The following is a 19,694-nucleotide window of genomic DNA, read 5'->3' as shown; positions in this document are numbered from 1 at the left end:
ATCTTAGCGACGATGAGAGGAGTATCGAAAGTCAGCCCCCGGGCCGCCAGGGGGCGGCGACGAACTGCGCCTTGGAGCGGTTGACTTGCGGAATGGGGGGACGGGAGTCGCCCTTGGGCGGGAGCCCCTGCCTCAGCCCGGCTCCGCGCACCTCGAAGCGCACCTCCTGCAGCACCCGCCCGCGCGCATCGAGCAGCGCCAGTTCATGCCGTCCCGGCATCGGCAGCCAGTCCCAGCTCGCCCCGCGCCCGATGACGCGGCCATCCAGCCGCCATGCCGCGAGGGCGCCACGGTCGAGTCGACCCTCGTGCGTGAATCGCAGCCGTTGCGCCTGCGGCGGGATATCCGGATCCAGCGCGTAGATCGCGCCGTCGATCGGATTGCTGAGCGCCACGGAGGTGCCCGCCGACTGGATGACCGCCTGCTCGGTGCCCGCGACGAACCACTCGCGCCGCACAGGCTCCTGACTGCCCTCGAAGCGCGTGTCTCGCGGCACGACACCGGCCGGCGGCCTGATCGCCGGCGGCACACCGCCGGCATGAAGCGCCAGCATGATCTCGCGCCACACGGGCGCCGCACCGCTCACGCCAGACACCTGATGCATCGCTTCGCCGCTCGAGTTGCCGACCCACACGCCCACCGTGAACCGGCTGGTCCAACCGATGCACCAGTTGTCGCGCATGTCCTTGCTCGTGCCGGTCTTCACCGAGGCCGGGAACGGCAATGCCAGCGCGCTGGACAGTCCGAAGGTCAGCGCGCGGGCGTTGTTGTCGGCCAGGATGTCGCCGACGATGAAACTGGCCTGGGGATCCGCGACCCGGCGCGATGCCACGGGCAGCGTTCTGGCCTGCTGGCGCGCATCGCTCCGAGGCGCGCTCACCTCGGCATATCGCCCCCCATTGGCCAGCGCACGGTACGCGTTCGTGAGGGCCAGCAACGTCACGTCGGCGCTGCCCAGTGCCAGCGAGGGGCCATAGAAGCCGCCCGTTTCCGGCAGCTGCAGGCCCAGCGCGTTGAGCCGTTCGAAGACCGCCTCCGGCGTCAGCATCAGCGCCAGCCGCACCGCCGGCACATTCAGGCTGTTGCCGAGCGAGGCTCGGGCGCTGATCCAGCCGCGGTGCCGCTTGTCGTAGTTCTGAGGCAAGTACATCCCTGCCCCTGTCGCGATCTGCGCCGGCGAGTCGTCCAGCAGGCTGGCCGCGGTGATCAGGCGACGCTCGATCGCCAACTCATAGAGGAAGGGCTTCAGCGTCGATCCCGGCTGCCGGCGAGCAAGCACATGATCCACCTGGGCCGCATCCGACAGTTGGCTGCCACTCGATCCGACCCAGACGCGGATCTCGCCGCTGGCGTTGTCCAGCACAAGCACCGCCCCGTCCTCGACCTGCCGGCCGGACAGCTCCGCCAGGTGCCGCCGCAGCGACAGCACCGCCACGCGTTGCCAGGTCGCATCGAGCGTGCTGCGTTGGACCGGCGGCCCGTCCGCTCGCAGTGCGAGGCGCACGTAATGCGGCGCCCACTGCGGCGCATCCGCGACTGACAGCGCCTTGCGCCGCAGCACGGCGCCGACCTCGTCGACGAGCCCGTCACAGCCCTGCCCCATCGCGCGCAGCACGCCGCAGGCGCGCGTCGCGAGGGTCTCGCTCGCGGCGTTCGGTCCGCGCAGCATCGCCGCGAGCAATGCGGATTCGCGCGCGTCGAGCCCGCCGGGGCGCTTGCCGAAGAGCGCCTGGGCCGCTGCGGGCACGCCGACAAGCTCGCCACGAAGAGGCACGCGGTTCAGGTAGGCCTCGAGGATCTGCGCCTTGGTCCACCGCTTCTCCAGTCGTGCGGCCACCCACGCCTGCCCGAGCTTCTGCGTCATGCTGCGTCCGCCGCGCCGGGCCAGATCCTGATCGAGGAGGCCCGCGAGTTGCATCGTCACCGTCGATGCACCGCGCGTGCGGGTGTTCCACAGATTGGCCCAGGCGCTGGCGGCGACGGCCGACCAGTCGACGCCGCTGTGCTCGTAGAAGTGCTGGTCCTCGGAGACCAGCATCGCTCGCAGCAGCGAGGGCGACATCTGGTCCAGCGGCACCCAGGCGAGCACACGCCGATTGGGATCGACGCGCAAGGTCTGCAGCAGTTCGCCTCGACGGTCCAGCAGTTGGAAATCCGACAAGGGATGCGCCGCGCGCGTCTGCGCGAACGAGGGCAGATCCGCGGCCTGCGCCGCGACGACGGCTCCGGCGCCGAGGAGCGTCACGGCCAGCGTGCGCCTCCACCGCGCCAGTCCGCGCAAGCGCCCGGCCGCGGGCGTCTTCAAGGCTGCACCTCCAGGGTCGCATTCGGGACCTCGCCGAAACGGTCGGGCGAATACATCGCCTCGGCGCGCGTCGTCGGCATCTGGAAGCGTCCGGCGTTGTTGAGGCGGATCGTGTACTCGAGCACATGCCTGCCGCGCGGCAGGTAATCGAAGTAGGCGCGCCACGCCGTGAAGCTGCGTTCGATGAAGCTGGGCCACGCCTGACCCTCGGCACGCTCGCCCTGCGTATCGATCGTGCCCTCGACCACGGCCGCGCCTGTCGGCATCGGGTCGCTGAGCACCACCCAGGACATGTCGGCGGCCGCGTCGACCTCCAGCCGCACGCGCATCACGTCGCCGCGCGACCATCGCGGCGCCGCCTTCTGCGACACGGCAGTGATCGTCCGCTTGATCGCATAACCGGCCGTGAGCGGCGCCTTCAACGGGACGGCGGACAGGGCCTGCACGGTGGCCCAGGGCCGGCCGTCGCCCGTCTGCGTCACGGTCAGCGTGCCGTTGCCGGAGGCGGGCCATGGCAGACGCAACTCGCCGCCCTCGGGCTTCGTCGCCCAGTCGAGCGCGACACTTGAAGCCGCCAGCTTGGCCTCGGTTCTCCCCTTGACCGGCTGCGATTCGAAACGCGCCGAGAACTTCTCGAGCGCCAACGCGCCCCACAGGTTCGCCGTCGTGTTGAACCAGGCGCCCCGCTCCTGACGCGCCAGCGCGCCGACGACCATTCGGGGCAGGTCCTCCTTCCAGCCGGGGTCGTCCACCAGCGCCAGGATCGCGCGCGCCGCCGTCGCGTCGCCGCTGCCCATCAGCCACCACCAGGCGTCGGACTCTTCGTTGACGAAACGCAGCGTCGTCCCCGCGAAGCTCAGCCGACTGCGCAACTGGTTCTGCGCCGCGGCAATCTGGTTGGCGCGGTCGGGCGCATCGGTCATCCGCTGGTGCAGCACCAGCCAATCCACGAGGGTGCCGGTCGGCCAGGTCGTCAGGTTGCGGCCCTCCACGGTGCCCAACTGTCGAGGCGTCGCCTTCCCATACCGTGCCAAGGCGGCCAGCGCCGCAATGCGCCGCGGTTCATCATCCGGGCGCGGGGCCCAGTGGCGGCGCTCCAGTCGTCCCTCGACGAATGCAGCCAAGCCATCGAGCGCCTTGCCCAGTTGCGACGCAGGCAAGGGGCGGCCGGCCTCTTGCGCCACCGACAGCAGATGGGCCGTCAGGACGTCGCTCCCCTGCGTCAGATGCCTCGAAAGCGGGAAATAGGCGAAGAGTCCATCGGCGTCCTGGTAGGTCGCCAACTGCCCCATCAGCCCATCCCATGCGGCGCTGTCATGCAGCGCGATGAACTTCGAACTCTGCTGCTCGAGGCAGGTATACGGGTATTGCTCGAAATAGCGACGGATGCCCGGCAGCGCCGTCGACAGCTTCGGTTGCAGGCCGATCTGGAGGCCACCCCGCTTGATGCCTTGCGCAGGGAGCGCGTCGGCGGGCGCGCCGACCGGGATGCTGATCGGCGCGTCGAGTTGACGCAGCGTCGCCTGCAGCACCCGTACAGGCACCGCGGGCTGGACAGCCTGCGTGGTCCGCATGGCGTCCTTCGCGCCACCGCCCTGCTCCTGGGCCTGCGCCTCCCAGACGATGCGCTGGGCGCCCTCGGGAATGACCACGTCCCACGTCAGCTCCTGCGCTTGACCCGCGGCCAGCTTGACGGTGCGCGCCTCGGCGGGCACCGCCTGGTCGCCGCTCTCGCCGCTCGCCTTGCCCGTCAGCGTCACCTTGAGGTCCATCGCACGACTCGTGGCGTTGCGAAGCGTGAGCATGGCTTGGACCCGGTCGCCTTCGCGCACCAGCGGCGGCAGGCCGGAAAGCAGCTGCAGATCCTGGCTCACGTTGATGCTGGCCTCGCCAGTACCGAACCGCTGTCCCGGCGCATCGACCACGGCCACCAGCCGGAAGCGCGTGAGCGAATCGTTCAGCGGCACGCGCACGAGCGCCTCGCCCCGTGCATCGACGGCGACCAGCGGCTGCCAGGTCAGCAGCGTGTCGAACAGCTCGCGCGTCGCGAACCCGCCCCCGCCCCCGGCGGCCACGGCCTTGCGACCGTAATGCCGCCGGCCAATGATCTCGCTGTGGCCGGTGGCCGTCGTCACGCCCCAGGGGCGCGTCTGGATCATGCCGTCCAGCAGCTTCCAGCTCGGGTTGGGCGCCAGGGCCAGCAGCCCCTCGTCCACCGCCGCGAACGCGATCTGAGCGTCGGGAACCGGCTTGCCGTCCTGGGTCACGCGCAGCTTCACCTGCGCGCTCTGCCGCACGCCGTATTGCGCCTGCTGCGGTACGACCTCGACCTGCAACCGGTGCTTGGCCTGGCCGATCTCGATCGGTGCCATGCCCAGCTTGAACGACGGCTTGGACAAGTCGACCATGGCGGTGGGGGCTTGATAGTCGCCCGAGGCACGCCACTCCCGCCACCAGTTCACCGGCTCGCGCCAGCCCCACGAGAAGAACGAATACCACGGCACTTCGCGCAATCGGCCGCGCAACACCATCACGCTGACAAAAGCGTTCGGCGTCCAGTTGCTGTCGATCTTCAACTCCAGCCAGGGGTCGCGCCCCGACAGACGGCGGACCTCGCTGTACAACACGCCTTCCCGCTCGACGGTGATCAGCGCGGTGGCGTCGCGATAGGGCATGCGCACCTGGAACCGGGCCGTTTCGCCGGGCTCATAGCGCCGCCGTTCCGGGATCACATCGATACGATCGTCGTTGTCCTGCGCGAACCAGAGTTCCCCAGCCTTCGTCACCCACAGGGACCGGGCGGCACGTGCGGTGCGACCACCATCGTCATTGGAGGACCCGATCAATTCGATCTGCCCGCCTTGACTCAGCTTGACTTCGCACTGCATGAGCCCCAGCGCATCGGTCTTGCCGCTGCAGAGCTCGCCCAGGTCTTTCAGGTTCCGTTGATGCTCGTAGGCATAGAAGCCGCCCACCAGTCGCTTGCGCGTGCTCAGCGTCTGGATCTGGCGTGCACTGAGGGTGATCTTCCGATTGGCCATCGGCTTGCCATTGGTGTCCAGCGCCACCGCCTGGACCGACAACGCCTGGCCGTTGGCCACCCAGGTCGCTGCGCGCAGACCGACGATCACATCGGCGGGCCAGACGACCTGGGATGCGGAGCGCGTGTGCGTCTGTCCATCGGGGTCGCGGTAGTTCAGCTCAACTCGCAGTTCGGCGGGACGGTCGATGTTTCCCTTCAGCGGCACCTTGAACGACGCACCGCCTTTCGCGTCAGTCTGCAGTGCGAGCTTGTCCAGAACGAGTCGGCTCGCCCCGGGCGTGCCGCCGCCGGATTCACCGTCGCCCTCGTCCATGTCACCCGCAGACCCGGAATCCTGTGGCCCCGCCGGCGACGGTGGTTCAAAGGCGAAATCATCGAACCCGGGGAAGTTGGTCCAGCGGGGCTGCAGCATGGCACTGACTTCCACCGGCGACTTCGCCATCGGGCCACCAGCCATGTAGTTCAGTTGGGCCGCCCAGGCCTGTTCTTTTGCACCTGTCGCTGGTGCTTTTGGCGGGATGAGGCGCGCATCGACGAGCGGCACGCGGAATTCCTCGACGCGTACGCTGCCACTGTCCCACGTCCGACGCCCACCGCGCGCGTCCCCTCGCTCCATCACGAAGCGATATCGACCGAGCTTGGCCTCCGGCGGTACCTTCCATGAGCTCAGCGCGTAGCGAGCGCCTTGCCATCGCAGGTCCAGCGTCGCGACGTCCTCCCCGGTGCCTTCAAACACGACACGCAGCTTGTCAGGCAACTGGTCTGGTGTCGCATCCGTCAGCCCCTGCACGGTTTCCAGGCGGAAGAAATGCTTCATCGACAGCGTCTCGCCGGCGCGCAACAGCGGGCGGTCGGTGACGGTATGGGCGCGCGCCGCGCGCTCTGAGCCCCACGCAGTCGGCACATTGAAGCGCCACGGCTCGATGCCTCGGCTCCACCCGCTGAACATGAACGACTGGTCCAGGGCCTTCCCTGGCTGAGCGAGCCTCGCCGTGATGAACAGGCCCGCCTCGGCGATGCACTCGCCGCCGCCGCTGTCGCGGTCCAGGTTCGGCCGATCAATGCGCGCCAGGCCTTGCCCATCGGTTCGGCCGCTCCAAAGGGCCTTGCCGCGGCAGTCGTAGACCGACACCTGAGCCCCTTCGACTGGCCGCCCCTTGTCGAGCGATGTCACCCACACCAAGCTGTCATCCTTCCCGAGCTTGAAATGCAAACCGAGATTGGTGACGAGCGTCCCCGTCCGAACGAACATGGGCTGGATCGGATCAAGGAGCGACTGGCCCAGGCGTGGCGACTTCAGCTCAAGCACGTGATAGCCCGGCTGCGACAGGGGAATGCCGATCACATCAATGACCTTGTCCGGATTCGGCGGGGGCACCGTCATCGACTGAAGGTCCGAGGCATCTTTCAACCACTCAGCCTTGCGGTCCTCCCACTCGTTCTGTCGGAGCAGGCGCCCATACCAGCGCAGGATCTCCACATCGTCAGTCAGTCTTCTGATCCGCAAATGTCCACTGGCGCGCGGCTGCAGGTCGGCTTGCACATGCCGCAAGCTCAGAGGAACCAGACTGGGTCCCACCGCCTCCCATTCGACGATCCCGAAGGGCGCCGCAGCGAACTTCGCCAGAGGCGGCGCCTCCGACGTTCGGACTTTCATCGGGAAGCTGGCAGCGTTCGAGAGAGGCCGGCCGCTCTCGTCTTTGATCCCGCTCGGAAGCTCGAGCAGATACTCCTGTTGCTCCGCCAAGGGCGCAGGGAAGCGCACCGTCGACAGCCAATGGACCGATTGCTGCTCCTGATCGACCGGCGCCAATGGCGCCACGCTCGTACCATTCGGCCCTTTGAGGCGAACCTTCAATGCAAGGTCTCGCGCAATCGGCTCAGAGAAGCTCACCGTGATCGGGCGGATCGACAGGCATGGCGCATTCGCGCGCTCTCGCTCACACGAAAGCTCTGCAGTCAGCGGTCCTCGGACTGAGAAGCGGATTCGCCGATCGGCTCGCGTCCTCACAGAATCGTTGGCCGCCGCCGCAATGCCTGCCCCCCACACCAAGGTCGCCTCTGCGCCGGCCGGCAAGGGACGGGTGCAGGCCACGAGGATCCAGCTCTGGCGCTTGGTGTTCCCCAGCTTTAGGGAACGGAGTAGCTCGTCTCGCTCAGACACGCTGCGAAGCTCGACCGGGATACGCTCTCCAAGTGCCTTCGATTCGCACCACATGTGCGGCGCGATCGTCTCGGATTTGGCGTCACCGGAGAGTTGCAGGAGAAATCGTTGGTCTTCCTCGATCCTGCTGCCCTCCCAAGGACTGACTCGCCGTATGGCGGGCGCTCCCAGTTGAAACGAGAACTCGCGCGTTCCGCTCCATCCGATCGCCGCGCCAGGCGCTGTGGGCCGGAAGTCGTCCTTCGCTGCCACGAGGCATTTCGACCCAGCGGGCAAGGGGCGGGAGAAGTCGAAGGCCCATTCCCGATCGTTGATCCACCGTCCGCTCCCCTGCGGTGCTGAATCTCCACAGCGAACGGTGACCGGTTCGGGTAACCGCAAATCGCCCAACCTAGATGTTGGGGCTTTGAATCGCACGACGACGTTCTGGACCTGCTCCACCTCACCCTGAGGCGAGACTGATGCAATTTCCGCCGCATGCCCCTCTGGACTGCCCAACAGCAAGCCAATTGCCGCACATGCTGGCAGTGAAACAAACTTCGCTTTTTTCCAGAAACGCTGCATACGCTCCCCGTCATGCTCGAACGAGGGAGTCAGTCTATTCTGAGGTCGAGCAAAAATCAGTCCCACAAAAGGGGCGGGTTCCAATGCACTTACGCCATGTTCCTGCATAACTCAGCCCCCTCAAATCAGTGATTTGATAGCAGAGAAGCTACGTCAGGAAAAACTGCTTCCGGAAAAGGCAAAACCCCTCGACCATGGCTGATCGAGGGGTTTGGCGGGGTATTAGCCTGACGATGACCTACTTTCACACGGGAATCCGCACTATCATCGGCGCTGAGTCGTTTCACGGTCCTGTTCGGGATGGGAAGGGGTGGGACCGACTCGCTATGGTCATCAGGCTTGACTGGTTGGCTTGCTGAGGGGCTCAGCAGGCCCAATTCGGTAGAGTCAAATCAGCTTGGTTTGATTGCGTCTTCAGGTTTGAAGAACGGTTTTGATCGGGCATTCCCAGCATGAGCGGGATGCGCGTCGATCTGCGTGACCACTCACCCTGACGTTTTGAGTGTCAAAGTTATAGGGTCAAGCCTCACGGGCAATTAGTACTGGTTAGCTTAACGCATTACTGCGCTTCCACACCCAGCCTATCAACGTCCTGGTCTTGAACGACCCTTCAGGGGGCTCTAGGCCCCGGCAAGACTCATCTTGAGACGAGTTTCCCGCTTAGATGCTTTCAGCGGTTATCTCTTCCGCACTTAGCTACTCGGCGATGCCACTGGCGTGACAACCGATACACCAGAGGTGCGTCCACTCCGGTCCTCTCGTACTAGGAGCAGGCTCTCTCAATCTTGCAGCGCCCACGGAAGATAGGGACCAAACTGTCTCACGACGTTTTAAACCCAGCTCACGTACCTCTTTAAATGGCGAACAGCCATACCCTTGGGACCGGCTACAGCCCCAGGATGAGATGAGCCGACATCGAGGTGCCAAACACCGCCGTCGATATGAACTCTTGGGCGGTATCAGCCTGTTATCCCCAGAGTACCTTTTATCCGTTGAGCGATGGCCCTTCCATACAGAACCACCGGATCACTTTGTCCTACTTTCGTACCTGCTCGACTTGTCAGTCTCGCAGTCAAGCACGCTTATGCCAATGCACTATCAACACGATTTCCGACCGTATTTAGCGTACCTTCGAACTCCTCCGTTACACTTTGGGAGGAGACCGCCCCAGTCAAACTGCCCACCATACACTGTCCCCAACCCGGATAACGGGCCAAGGTTAGAACCTCAAACACACCAGGGTGGTATTTCAACGTTGGCTCCACCTGATCTAGCGACCAGGTTTCAAAGCCTCCCACCTATCCTACACAGATCTGTTCAAAGTCCAATGTAAAGCTACAGTAAAGGTTCATGGGGTCTTTCCGTCTTTCCGCGGGGAGATTGCATCATCACAAACATTTCAACTTCGCTGAGTCTCTGGAGGAGACAGTGTGGCCATCATTACTCCATTCGTGCAGGTCGGAACTTACCCGACAAGGAATTTCGCTACCTTAGGACCGTTATAGTTACGGCCGCCGTTTACTGGGACTTCAGTCAAGAGCTTGCACCCCATCATTTAATCTTCCAGCACCGGGCAGGAGTCACACCCTATACGTCGACTTTCGTCTTTGCAGAGTGCTGTGTTTTTAATAAACAGTTGCAGCCACCGATTCTCTGCGGCCTCATTGGGCTCACCAAGTAAATGGATCACCTACTAAAGGCACACCTTCTTCCGAAGTTACGGTGTCAATTTGCCGAGTTCCTTCTCCAGAGTTCTCTCAAGCGCCTTAGAATACTCATCTCGCGCACCAGTGTCGGTTTGCGGTACGGTCGTCAATAGCTGAAGCTTAGTGGCTTTTCCTGGAAGCAGGGTATCACTCACTTCGTCTGCAAGCAGACTCGTTATCACCCCTCATCTAAGCCCGGCGGATTTGCCTACCAGGCACGACTACAGGCTTGAACCGGGACATCCAACACCCGGCTGAGCTAACCTTCTCCGTCCCCACATCGCACTATTGATCGGTACAGGAATATTGACCTGTTTCCCATCAGCTACGCATCTCTGCCTCGCCTTAGGGGCCGACTCACCCTACGCCGATGAACGTTGCGTAGGAAACCTTGCGCTTTCGGCGAGGGGGCTTTTCACCCCCTTTAACGCTACTCATGTCAGCATTCGCACTTCTGATACCTCCAGCAGGCCTCACGACCCACCTTCACAGGCGTACAGAACGCTCTCCTACCACGCACAGTAAACTGTGCATCCGCAGCTTCGGTAACTGGCTTAGCCCCGTTACATCTTCCGCGCAGGACGACTCGATCAGTGAGCTATTACGCTTTCTTTAAATGATGGCTGCTTCTAAGCCAACATCCTGACTGTTTTAGCCTTCCCACTTCGTTTCCCACTTAGCCAATTTTAGGGACCTTAGCTGGCGGTCTGGGTTGTTTCCCTCTTGAGTCCGGACGTTAGCACCCGGTGCTCTGTCTCCCAAGCTGTACTCTTCGGTATTCGGAGTTTGCATAGGTTTGGTAAGTCGCCATGACCCCCTAGCCTAAACAGTGCTCTACCCCCGAAGGTAATACTTGAGGCACTACCTAAATAGTTTTCGGAGAGAACCAGCTATCTCCAGGTTTGTTTAGCCTTTCACCCCTATCCACAGCTCATCCGCTAGTTTTGCAACACTAGTCGGTTCGGACCTCCAGCACCTGTTACGGTACCTTCATCCTGGCCATGGATAGATCACCTGGTTTCGGGTCTACACCCAGCGACTAAATCGCCCTATTCGGACTCGATTTCTCTACGGCTACCCTATTCGGTTAACCTCGCCACTGAATGTAAGTCGCTGACCCATTATACAAAAGGTACGCAGTCACCCTTGCGGGCTCCTACTTTTTGTATGCATGCGGTTTCAGGATCTATTTCACTCCCCTCCCGGGGTTCTTTTCGCCTTTCCCTCACGGTACTTGTTCACTATCGGTCGATTACGAGTATTTAGCCTTGGAGGATGGTCCCCCCATATTCAGACAGGATTTCACGTGTCCCGCCCTACTCTATTCGTGCCTAGTTCCACAATCGACATTTCTCATACGGGGCTATCACCCGCTATGGCCGGACTTTCCATTCCGTTCTGATATGCCAACTGCTAAAACACGAGGGCTACTCCGATTTCGCTCGCCACTACTTTCGGAATCTCGGTTGATGTCTTTTCCTCGAGCTACTGAGATGTTTCAGTTCACCCGGTTCGCCTCGCACACCTATGTATTCAGTGTGCGATACCTCTAAACGAGGTGGGTTTCCCCATTCGGAAATCTCCGGATCAAAGCTTATTTGCCAGCTCCCCGAAGCTTATCGCAGGCTATCACGTCCTTCGTCGCCTGTAATCGCCAAGGCATCCACCACATGCACTTAGTCACTTGACCCTATAACTTTGACATCCGCAGATGTCGTCAAGGACAGATGCTCAACAACTTGAGCATTTATTTGAGTATCACGCGTTCGCCGTTCTTCAATTTCTACTCTTTTCAGAGTTGAAGTTTGTTGACGCAATCAAATGTCGCTGGCGGCACGGTGCCGGACGCCCCTTTACGAGCGCCGGCTTTCCGCCAGCAACGCTGATTCGACTCTACGAATTGTTAAAGAACAACAGCCGACATGAATGTCGAGACTGGCAAACCACAACGCCATTCTTGACGCTGTGGTTTGCCACCCATGTGAAGTGATTGGTGGAGGATGACGGGATCGAACCGACGACCCCCTGCTTGCAAAGCAGGTGCTCTCCCAGCTGAGCTAATCCCCCAAGATCTTGACGACCCTCGTGGTGGGTCTGGCTGGATTCGAACCAGCGACCCCCGCCTTATCAAGACGGTGCTCTAACCGACTGAGCTACAGACCCACGCGTTTCATGCGTGCTCCTGTATCGCGCCAACCGGCAAGGCCAGCTCGCCAGGCTCACGCGTTTTCTCACTCACTGTTGTGTGTCTACAGCCGATAAGTGTGGGCGCGCTGAACTCGCATTTTTCAACTCGACTCTCCCGAGCTGCCTAAGCAACCCGACGGTCTCGTCATTCTCTAGAAAGGAGGTGATCCAGCCGCACCTTCCGATACGGCTACCTTGTTACGACTTCACCCCAGTCACGAACCCTGCCGTGGTAATCGCCCCCCTTGCGGTTAGGCTAACTACTTCTGGCAGAACCCGCTCCCATGGTGTGACGGGCGGTGTGTACAAGACCCGGGAACGTATTCACCGCGGCAAGCTGATCCGCGATTACTAGCGATTCCGACTTCACGCAGTCGAGTTGCAGACTGCGATCCGGACTACGACCGGGTTTCTGGGATTAGCTCCCCCTCGCGGGTTGGCAGCCCTCTGTCCCGGCCATTGTATGACGTGTGTAGCCCTACCCATAAGGGCCATGATGACCTGACGTCATCCCCACCTTCCTCCGGTTTGTCACCGGCAGTCTCATTAGAGTGCCCTTTCGTAGCAACTAATGACAAGGGTTGCGCTCGTTGCGGGACTTAACCCAACATCTCACGACACGAGCTGACGACGGCCATGCAGCACCTGTGTCCAGGTTCTCTTTCGAGCACTCCCACATCTCTGCAGGATTCCTGGCATGTCAAGGGTAGGTAAGGTTTTTCGCGTTGCATCGAATTAAACCACATCATCCACCGCTTGTGCGGGTCCCCGTCAATTCCTTTGAGTTTCAACCTTGCGGCCGTACTCCCCAGGCGGTCAACTTCACGCGTTAGCTACGTTACTGAGAAGAAACCCTCCCAACAACCAGTTGACATCGTTTAGGGCGTGGACTACCAGGGTATCTAATCCTGTTTGCTCCCCACGCTTTCGTGCATGAGCGTCAGTACAGGTCCAGGGGATTGCCTTCGCCATCGGTGTTCCTCCGCATATCTACGCATTTCACTGCTACACGCGGAATTCCATCCCCCTCTACCGTACTCTAGCCATGCAGTCACAAATGCAGTTCCCAGGTTGAGCCCGGGGATTTCACATCTGTCTTGCATAACCGCCTGCGCACGCTTTACGCCCAGTAATTCCGATTAACGCTTGCACCCTACGTATTACCGCGGCTGCTGGCACGTAGTTAGCCGGTGCTTATTCTTCAGGTACCGTCATGAACCCCCAGTATTAGTAGGAGTCTTTTCTTCCCTGACAAAAGCGGTTTACAACCCGAAGGCCTTCTTCCCGCACGCGGCATGGCTGGATCAGGGTTGCCCCCATTGTCCAAAATTCCCCACTGCTGCCTCCCGTAGGAGTCTGGGCCGTGTCTCAGTCCCAGTGTGGCTGGTCGTCCTCTCAGACCAGCTACAGATCGTCGGCTTGGTAGGCCTTTACCCCACCAACTACCTAATCTGATATCGGCCGCTCCAATTGCGCGAGGTCTTGCGATCCCCCGCTTTCACCCTCAGGTCGTATGCGGTATTAGCTGCTCTTTCGAGCAGTTATCCCCCACAACTGGGCACGTTCCGATATATTACTCACCCGTTCGCCACTCGTCGCCAGGTTGCCCCGCGTTACCGTTCGACTTGCATGTGTAAGGCATGCCGCCAGCGTTCAATCTGAGCCAGGATCAAACTCTACAGTTCGATCTTGAATAAACTCAACGGAATCGAACAAAGACTACTTTCATAGCTTCATTCATATCTTCCGTGAGCATCTAGCGATTTAACCTTCTCAGGTCGCTCGTCCAGACGCCCACGCTTATCGGCTGTAAATTCTTAAAGAACATCGAAGCAGCTTTCGCTTCAGGCTTTTCGCCTTGCTTCGTCGCACCGCTGATTTGTCGTCAGCAGCGCAGAGATGAGACTATAAACGAGTTCGTTTGAACTTGTCAAGCGTCTTTCACGATCATTCTCATGATCCGATCGACACCGCCTCAGCTCCAGAGATCAACGCTCCGCGAAGCGCTGATCTCTGCAAGCAGAGAAAGGAACGCCCGGTCCTCAGACCGGGCGCTTCCGGATATTAGCCTGACGATGACCTACTTTCACACGGGAATCCGCACTATCATCGGCGCTGAGTCGTTTCACGGTCCTGTTCGGGATGGGAAGGGGTGGGACCGACTCGCTATGGTCATCAGGCTTGACTGGTTGGCTTGCTGAGGGGCTCAGCAGGCCCAATTCGGTAGAGTCAAATCAGCTTGGTTTGATTGCGTCTTCAGGTTTGAAGAACGGTTTTGATCGGGCATTCCCAGCATGAGCGGGATGCGCGTCGATCTGCGTGACCACTCACCCTGACGTTTTGAGTGTCAAAGTTATAGGGTCAAGCCTCACGGGCAATTAGTACTGGTTAGCTTAACGCATTACTGCGCTTCCACACCCAGCCTATCAACGTCCTGGTCTTGAACGACCCTTCAGGGGGCTCTAGGCCCCGGCAAGACTCATCTTGAGACGAGTTTCCCGCTTAGATGCTTTCAGCGGTTATCTCTTCCGCACTTAGCTACTCGGCGATGCCACTGGCGTGACAACCGATACACCAGAGGTGCGTCCACTCCGGTCCTCTCGTACTAGGAGCAGGCTCTCTCAATCTTGCAGCGCCCACGGAAGATAGGGACCAAACTGTCTCACGACGTTTTAAACCCAGCTCACGTACCTCTTTAAATGGCGAACAGCCATACCCTTGGGACCGGCTACAGCCCCAGGATGAGATGAGCCGACATCGAGGTGCCAAACACCGCCGTCGATATGAACTCTTGGGCGGTATCAGCCTGTTATCCCCAGAGTACCTTTTATCCGTTGAGCGATGGCCCTTCCATACAGAACCACCGGATCACTTTGTCCTACTTTCGTACCTGCTCGACTTGTCAGTCTCGCAGTCAAGCACGCTTATGCCAATGCACTATCAACACGATTTCCGACCGTATTTAGCGTACCTTCGAACTCCTCCGTTACACTTTGGGAGGAGACCGCCCCAGTCAAACTGCCCACCATACACTGTCCCCAACCCGGATAACGGGCCAAGGTTAGAACCTCAAACACACCAGGGTGGTATTTCAACGTTGGCTCCACCTGATCTAGCGACCAGGTTTCAAAGCCTCCCACCTATCCTACACAGATCTGTTCAAAGTCCAATGTAAAGCTACAGTAAAGGTTCATGGGGTCTTTCCGTCTTTCCGCGGGGAGATTGCATCATCACAAACATTTCAACTTCGCTGAGTCTCTGGAGGAGACAGTGTGGCCATCATTACTCCATTCGTGCAGGTCGGAACTTACCCGACAAGGAATTTCGCTACCTTAGGACCGTTATAGTTACGGCCGCCGTTTACTGGGACTTCAGTCAAGAGCTTGCACCCCATCATTTAATCTTCCAGCACCGGGCAGGAGTCACACCCTATACGTCGACTTTCGTCTTTGCAGAGTGCTGTGTTTTTAATAAACAGTTGCAGCCACCGATTCTCTGCGGCCTCATTGGGCTCACCAAGTAAATGGATCACCTACTAAAGGCACACCTTCTTCCGAAGTTACGGTGTCAATTTGCCGAGTTCCTTCTCCAGAGTTCTCTCAAGCGCCTTAGAATACTCATCTCGCGCACCAGTGTCGGTTTGCGGTACGGTCGTCAATAGCTGAAGCTTAGTGGCTTTTCCTGGAAGCAGGGTATCACTCACTTCGTCTGCAAGCAGACTCGTTATCACCCCTCATCTAAGCCCGGCGGATTTGCCTACCAGGCACGACTACAGGCTTGAACCGGGACATCCAACACCCGGCTGAGCTAACCTTCTCCGTCCCCACATCGCACTATTGATCGGTACAGGAATATTGACCTGTTTCCCATCAGCTACGCATCTCTGCCTCGCCTTAGGGGCCGACTCACCCTACGCCGATGAACGTTGCGTAGGAAACCTTGCGCTTTCGGCGAGGGGGCTTTTCACCCCCTTTAACGCTACTCATGTCAGCATTCGCACTTCTGATACCTCCAGCAGGCCTCACGACCCACCTTCACAGGCGTACAGAACGCTCTCCTACCACGCACAGTAAACTGTGCATCCGCAGCTTCGGTAACTGGCTTAGCCCCGTTACATCTTCCGCGCAGGACGACTCGATCAGTGAGCTATTACGCTTTCTTTAAATGATGGCTGCTTCTAAGCCAACATCCTGACTGTTTTAGCCTTCCCACTTCGTTTCCCACTTAGCCAATTTTAGGGACCTTAGCTGGCGGTCTGGGTTGTTTCCCTCTTGAGTCCGGACGTTAGCACCCGGTGCTCTGTCTCCCAAGCTGTACTCTTCGGTATTCGGAGTTTGCATAGGTTTGGTAAGTCGCCATGACCCCCTAGCCTAAACAGTGCTCTACCCCCGAAGGTAATACTTGAGGCACTACCTAAATAGTTTTCGGAGAGAACCAGCTATCTCCAGGTTTGTTTAGCCTTTCACCCCTATCCACAGCTCATCCGCTAGTTTTGCAACACTAGTCGGTTCGGACCTCCAGCACCTGTTACGGTACCTTCATCCTGGCCATGGATAGATCACCTGGTTTCGGGTCTACACCCAGCGACTAAATCGCCCTATTCGGACTCGATTTCTCTACGGCTACCCTATTCGGTTAACCTCGCCACTGAATGTAAGTCGCTGACCCATTATACAAAAGGTACGCAGTCACCCTTGCGGGCTCCTACTTTTTGTATGCATGCGGTTTCAGGATCTATTTCACTCCCCTCCCGGGGTTCTTTTCGCCTTTCCCTCACGGTACTTGTTCACTATCGGTCGATTACGAGTATTTAGCCTTGGAGGATGGTCCCCCCATATTCAGACAGGATTTCACGTGTCCCGCCCTACTCTATTCGTGCCTAGTTCCACAATCGACATTTCTCATACGGGGCTATCACCCGCTATGGCCGGACTTTCCATTCCGTTCTGATATGCCAACTGCTAAAACACGAGGGCTACTCCGATTTCGCTCGCCACTACTTTCGGAATCTCGGTTGATGTCTTTTCCTCGAGCTACTGAGATGTTTCAGTTCACCCGGTTCGCCTCGCACACCTATGTATTCAGTGTGCGATACCTCTAAACGAGGTGGGTTTCCCCATTCGGAAATCTCCGGATCAAAGCTTATTTGCCAGCTCCCCGAAGCTTATCGCAGGCTATCACGTCCTTCGTCGCCTGTAATCGCCAAGGCATCCACCACATGCACTTAGTCACTTGACCCTATAACTTTGACATCCGCAGATGTCGTCAAGGACAGATGCTCAACAACTTGAGCATTTATTTGAGTATCACGCGTTCGCCGTTCTTCAATTTCTACTCTTTTCAGAGTTGAAGTTTGTTGACGCAATCAAATGTCGCTGGCGGCACGGTGCCGGACGCCCCTTTACGAGCGCCGGCTTTCCGCCAGCAACGCTGATTCGACTCTACGAATTGTTAAAGAACAACAGCCGACATGAATGTCGAGACTGGCAAACCACAACGCCATTCTTGACGCTGTGGTTTGCCACCCATGTGAAGTGATTGGTGGAGGATGACGGGATCGAACCGACGACCCCCTGCTTGCAAAGCAGGTGCTCTCCCAGCTGAGCTAATCCCCCAAGATCTTGACGACCCTCGTGGTGGGTCTGGCTGGATTCGAACCAGCGACCCCCGCCTTATCAAGACGGTGCTCTAACCGACTGAGCTACAGACCCACGCGTTTCATGCGTGCTCCTGTATCGCGCCAACCGGCAAGGCCAGCTCGCCAGGCTCACGCGTTTTCTCACTCACTGTTGTGTGTCTACAGCCGATAAGTGTGGGCGCGCTGAACTCGCATTTTTCAACTCGACTCTCCCGAGCTGCCTAAGCAACCCGACGGTCTCGTCATTCTCTAGAAAGGAGGTGATCCAGCCGCACCTTCCGATACGGCTACCTTGTTACGACTTCACCCCAGTCACGAACCCTGCCGTGGTAATCGCCCCCCTTGCGGTTAGGCTAACTACTTCTGGCAGAACCCGCTCCCATGGTGTGACGGGCGGTGTGTACAAGACCCGGGAACGTATTCACCGCGGCAAGCTGATCCGCGATTACTAGCGATTCCGACTTCACGCAGTCGAGTTGCAGACTGCGATCCGGACTACGACCGGGTTTCTGGGATTAGCTCCCCCTCGCGGGTTGGCAGCCCTCTGTCCCGGCCATTGTATGACGTGTGTAGCCCTACCCATAAGGGCCATGATGACCTGACGTCATCCCCACCTTCCTCCGGTTTGTCACCGGCAGTCTCATTAGAGTGCCCTTTCGTAGCAACTAATGACAAGGGTTGCGCTCGTTGCGGGACTTAACCCAACATCTCACGACACGAGCTGACGACGGCCATGCAGCACCTGTGTCCAGGTTCTCTTTCGAGCACTCCCACATCTCTGCAGGATTCCTGGCATGTCAAGGGTAGGTAAGGTTTTTCGCGTTGCATCGAATTAAACCACATCATCCACCGCTTGTGCGGGTCCCCGTCAATTCCTTTGAGTTTCAACCTTGCGGCCGTACTCCCCAGGCGGTCAACTTCACGCGTTAGCTACGTTACTGAGAAGAAACCCTCCCAACAACCAGTTGACATCGTTTAGGGCGTGGACTACCAGGGTATCTAATCCTGTTTGCTCCCCACGCTTTCGTGCATGAGCGTCAGTACAGGTCCAGGGGATTGCCTTCGCCATCGGTGTTCCTCCGCATATCTACGCATTTCACTGCTACACGCGGAATTCCATCCCCCTCTACCGTACTCTAGCCATGCAGTCACAAATGCAGTTCCCAGGTTGAGCCCGGGGATTTCACATCTGTCTTGCATAACCGCCTGCGCACGCTTTACGCCCAGTAATTCCGATTAACGCTTGCACCCTACGTATTACCGCGGCTGCTGGCACGTAGTTAGCCGGTGCTTATTCTTCAGGTACCGTCATGAACCCCCAGTATTAGTAGGAGTCTTTTCTTCCCTGACAAAAGCGGTTTACAACCCGAAGGCCTTCTTCCCGCACGCGGCATGGCTGGATCAGGGTTGCCCCCATTGTCCAAAATTCCCCACTGCTGCCTCCCGTAGGAGTCTGGGCCGTGTCTCAGTCCCAGTGTGGCTGGTCGTCCTCTCAGACCAGCTACAGATCGTCGGCTTGGTAGGCCTTTACCCCACCAACTACCTAATCTGATATCGGCCGCTCCAATTGCGCGAGGTCTTGCGATCCCCCGCTTTCACCCTCAGGTCGTATGCGGTATTAGCTGCTCTTTCGAGCAGTTATCCCCCACAACTGGGCACGTTCCGATATATTACTCACCCGTTCGCCACTCGTCGCCAGGTTGCCCCGCGTTACCGTTCGACTTGCATGTGTAAGGCATGCCGCCAGCGTTCAATCTGAGCCAGGATCAAACTCTACAGTTCGATCTTGAATAAACTCAACGGAATCGAACAAAGACTACTTTCATAGCTTCATTCATATCTTCCGTGAGCATCTAGCGATTTAACCTTCTCAGGTCGCTCGTCCAGACGCCCACGCTTATCGGCTGTAAATTCTTAAAGAACATCGAAGCAGCTTTCGCCTCAGGCTTTCCGCCTTGCTTCGTCGCACCGCTGATTTGTCGTCAGCAGCGCAGAAGCGAGATTATGAACGATTTCTTTCGAACCCGTCAAGCAGTCAGAGAAATTATTTTCATCAGCGACTGCGAGAATCTCGCCGCCAAATGAAA

General features: G+C 59.1%; 2 protein-coding genes, 4 tRNA genes and 6 rRNA genes. All 12 read right to left on the bottom strand.

Going from position 1 to position 19,694, the window contains the following annotated elements:
* Positions 1-31: 31 nt before the first annotated feature.
* Positions 32-2,305, bottom strand: coding sequence for a penicillin-binding protein 1C (pbpC, locus tag ACQ4L4_RS00060; RefSeq protein ID WP_431102208.1), 2,274 nt, complete (start codon positions 2,303-2,305; stop codon positions 32-34).
* Entirely contained in the window at positions 2,302-7,764 is a 5,463-nt protein-coding gene (locus ACQ4L4_RS00055) for an alpha-2-macroglobulin family protein (RefSeq protein ID WP_431102207.1), read from the bottom strand. Before ACQ4L4_RS00055 ends, pbpC begins: the two co-directional genes overlap by 4 nt.
* A gap of 537 nt (positions 7,765-8,301) precedes the next feature.
* Positions 8,302-8,414, bottom strand: a 5S ribosomal RNA gene (gene rrf, locus ACQ4L4_RS00050).
* Positions 8,415-8,591: 177 nt separating this feature from the next.
* Positions 8,592-11,472, bottom strand: a 23S ribosomal RNA gene (locus ACQ4L4_RS00045).
* Positions 11,473-11,773: 301 nt separating this feature from the next.
* Positions 11,774-11,849, bottom strand: a tRNA-Ala gene (locus ACQ4L4_RS00040).
* A 19-nt stretch (positions 11,850-11,868) separates the two neighbouring features.
* Positions 11,869-11,945 (bottom strand) — tRNA-Ile (locus ACQ4L4_RS00035).
* A 180-nt stretch (positions 11,946-12,125) separates the two neighbouring features.
* Positions 12,126-13,654 (bottom strand): 16S ribosomal RNA (locus tag ACQ4L4_RS00030).
* Positions 13,655-14,036: 382 nt separating this feature from the next.
* Positions 14,037-14,149 (bottom strand): 5S ribosomal RNA (rrf, locus tag ACQ4L4_RS00025).
* Positions 14,150-14,326: 177 nt separating this feature from the next.
* Positions 14,327-17,207, bottom strand: a 23S ribosomal RNA gene (locus tag ACQ4L4_RS00020).
* 301 nt (positions 17,208-17,508) lie between these two features.
* Positions 17,509-17,584, bottom strand: a tRNA-Ala gene (locus tag ACQ4L4_RS00015).
* 19 nt (positions 17,585-17,603) lie between these two features.
* Positions 17,604-17,680 (bottom strand) — tRNA-Ile (locus ACQ4L4_RS00010).
* Positions 17,681-17,860: 180 nt separating this feature from the next.
* Positions 17,861-19,389, bottom strand: a 16S ribosomal RNA gene (locus ACQ4L4_RS00005).
* Together the 16S, 23S and 5S rRNA genes with 4 tRNA genes alongside form the textbook arrangement of a ribosomal RNA operon.
* Between the last annotated feature and the right edge of the window lie 305 nt (positions 19,390-19,694).

The sequence above is a fragment of the Roseateles noduli genome (genome assembly GCF_050626985.1).
GTDB lineage: Bacteria > Pseudomonadota > Gammaproteobacteria > Burkholderiales > Burkholderiaceae_C > Roseateles > Roseateles noduli_A.
Note: the sequence above shows the minus strand (reverse complement) of the source record. Positions and strands in the feature narration are given on the sequence as shown.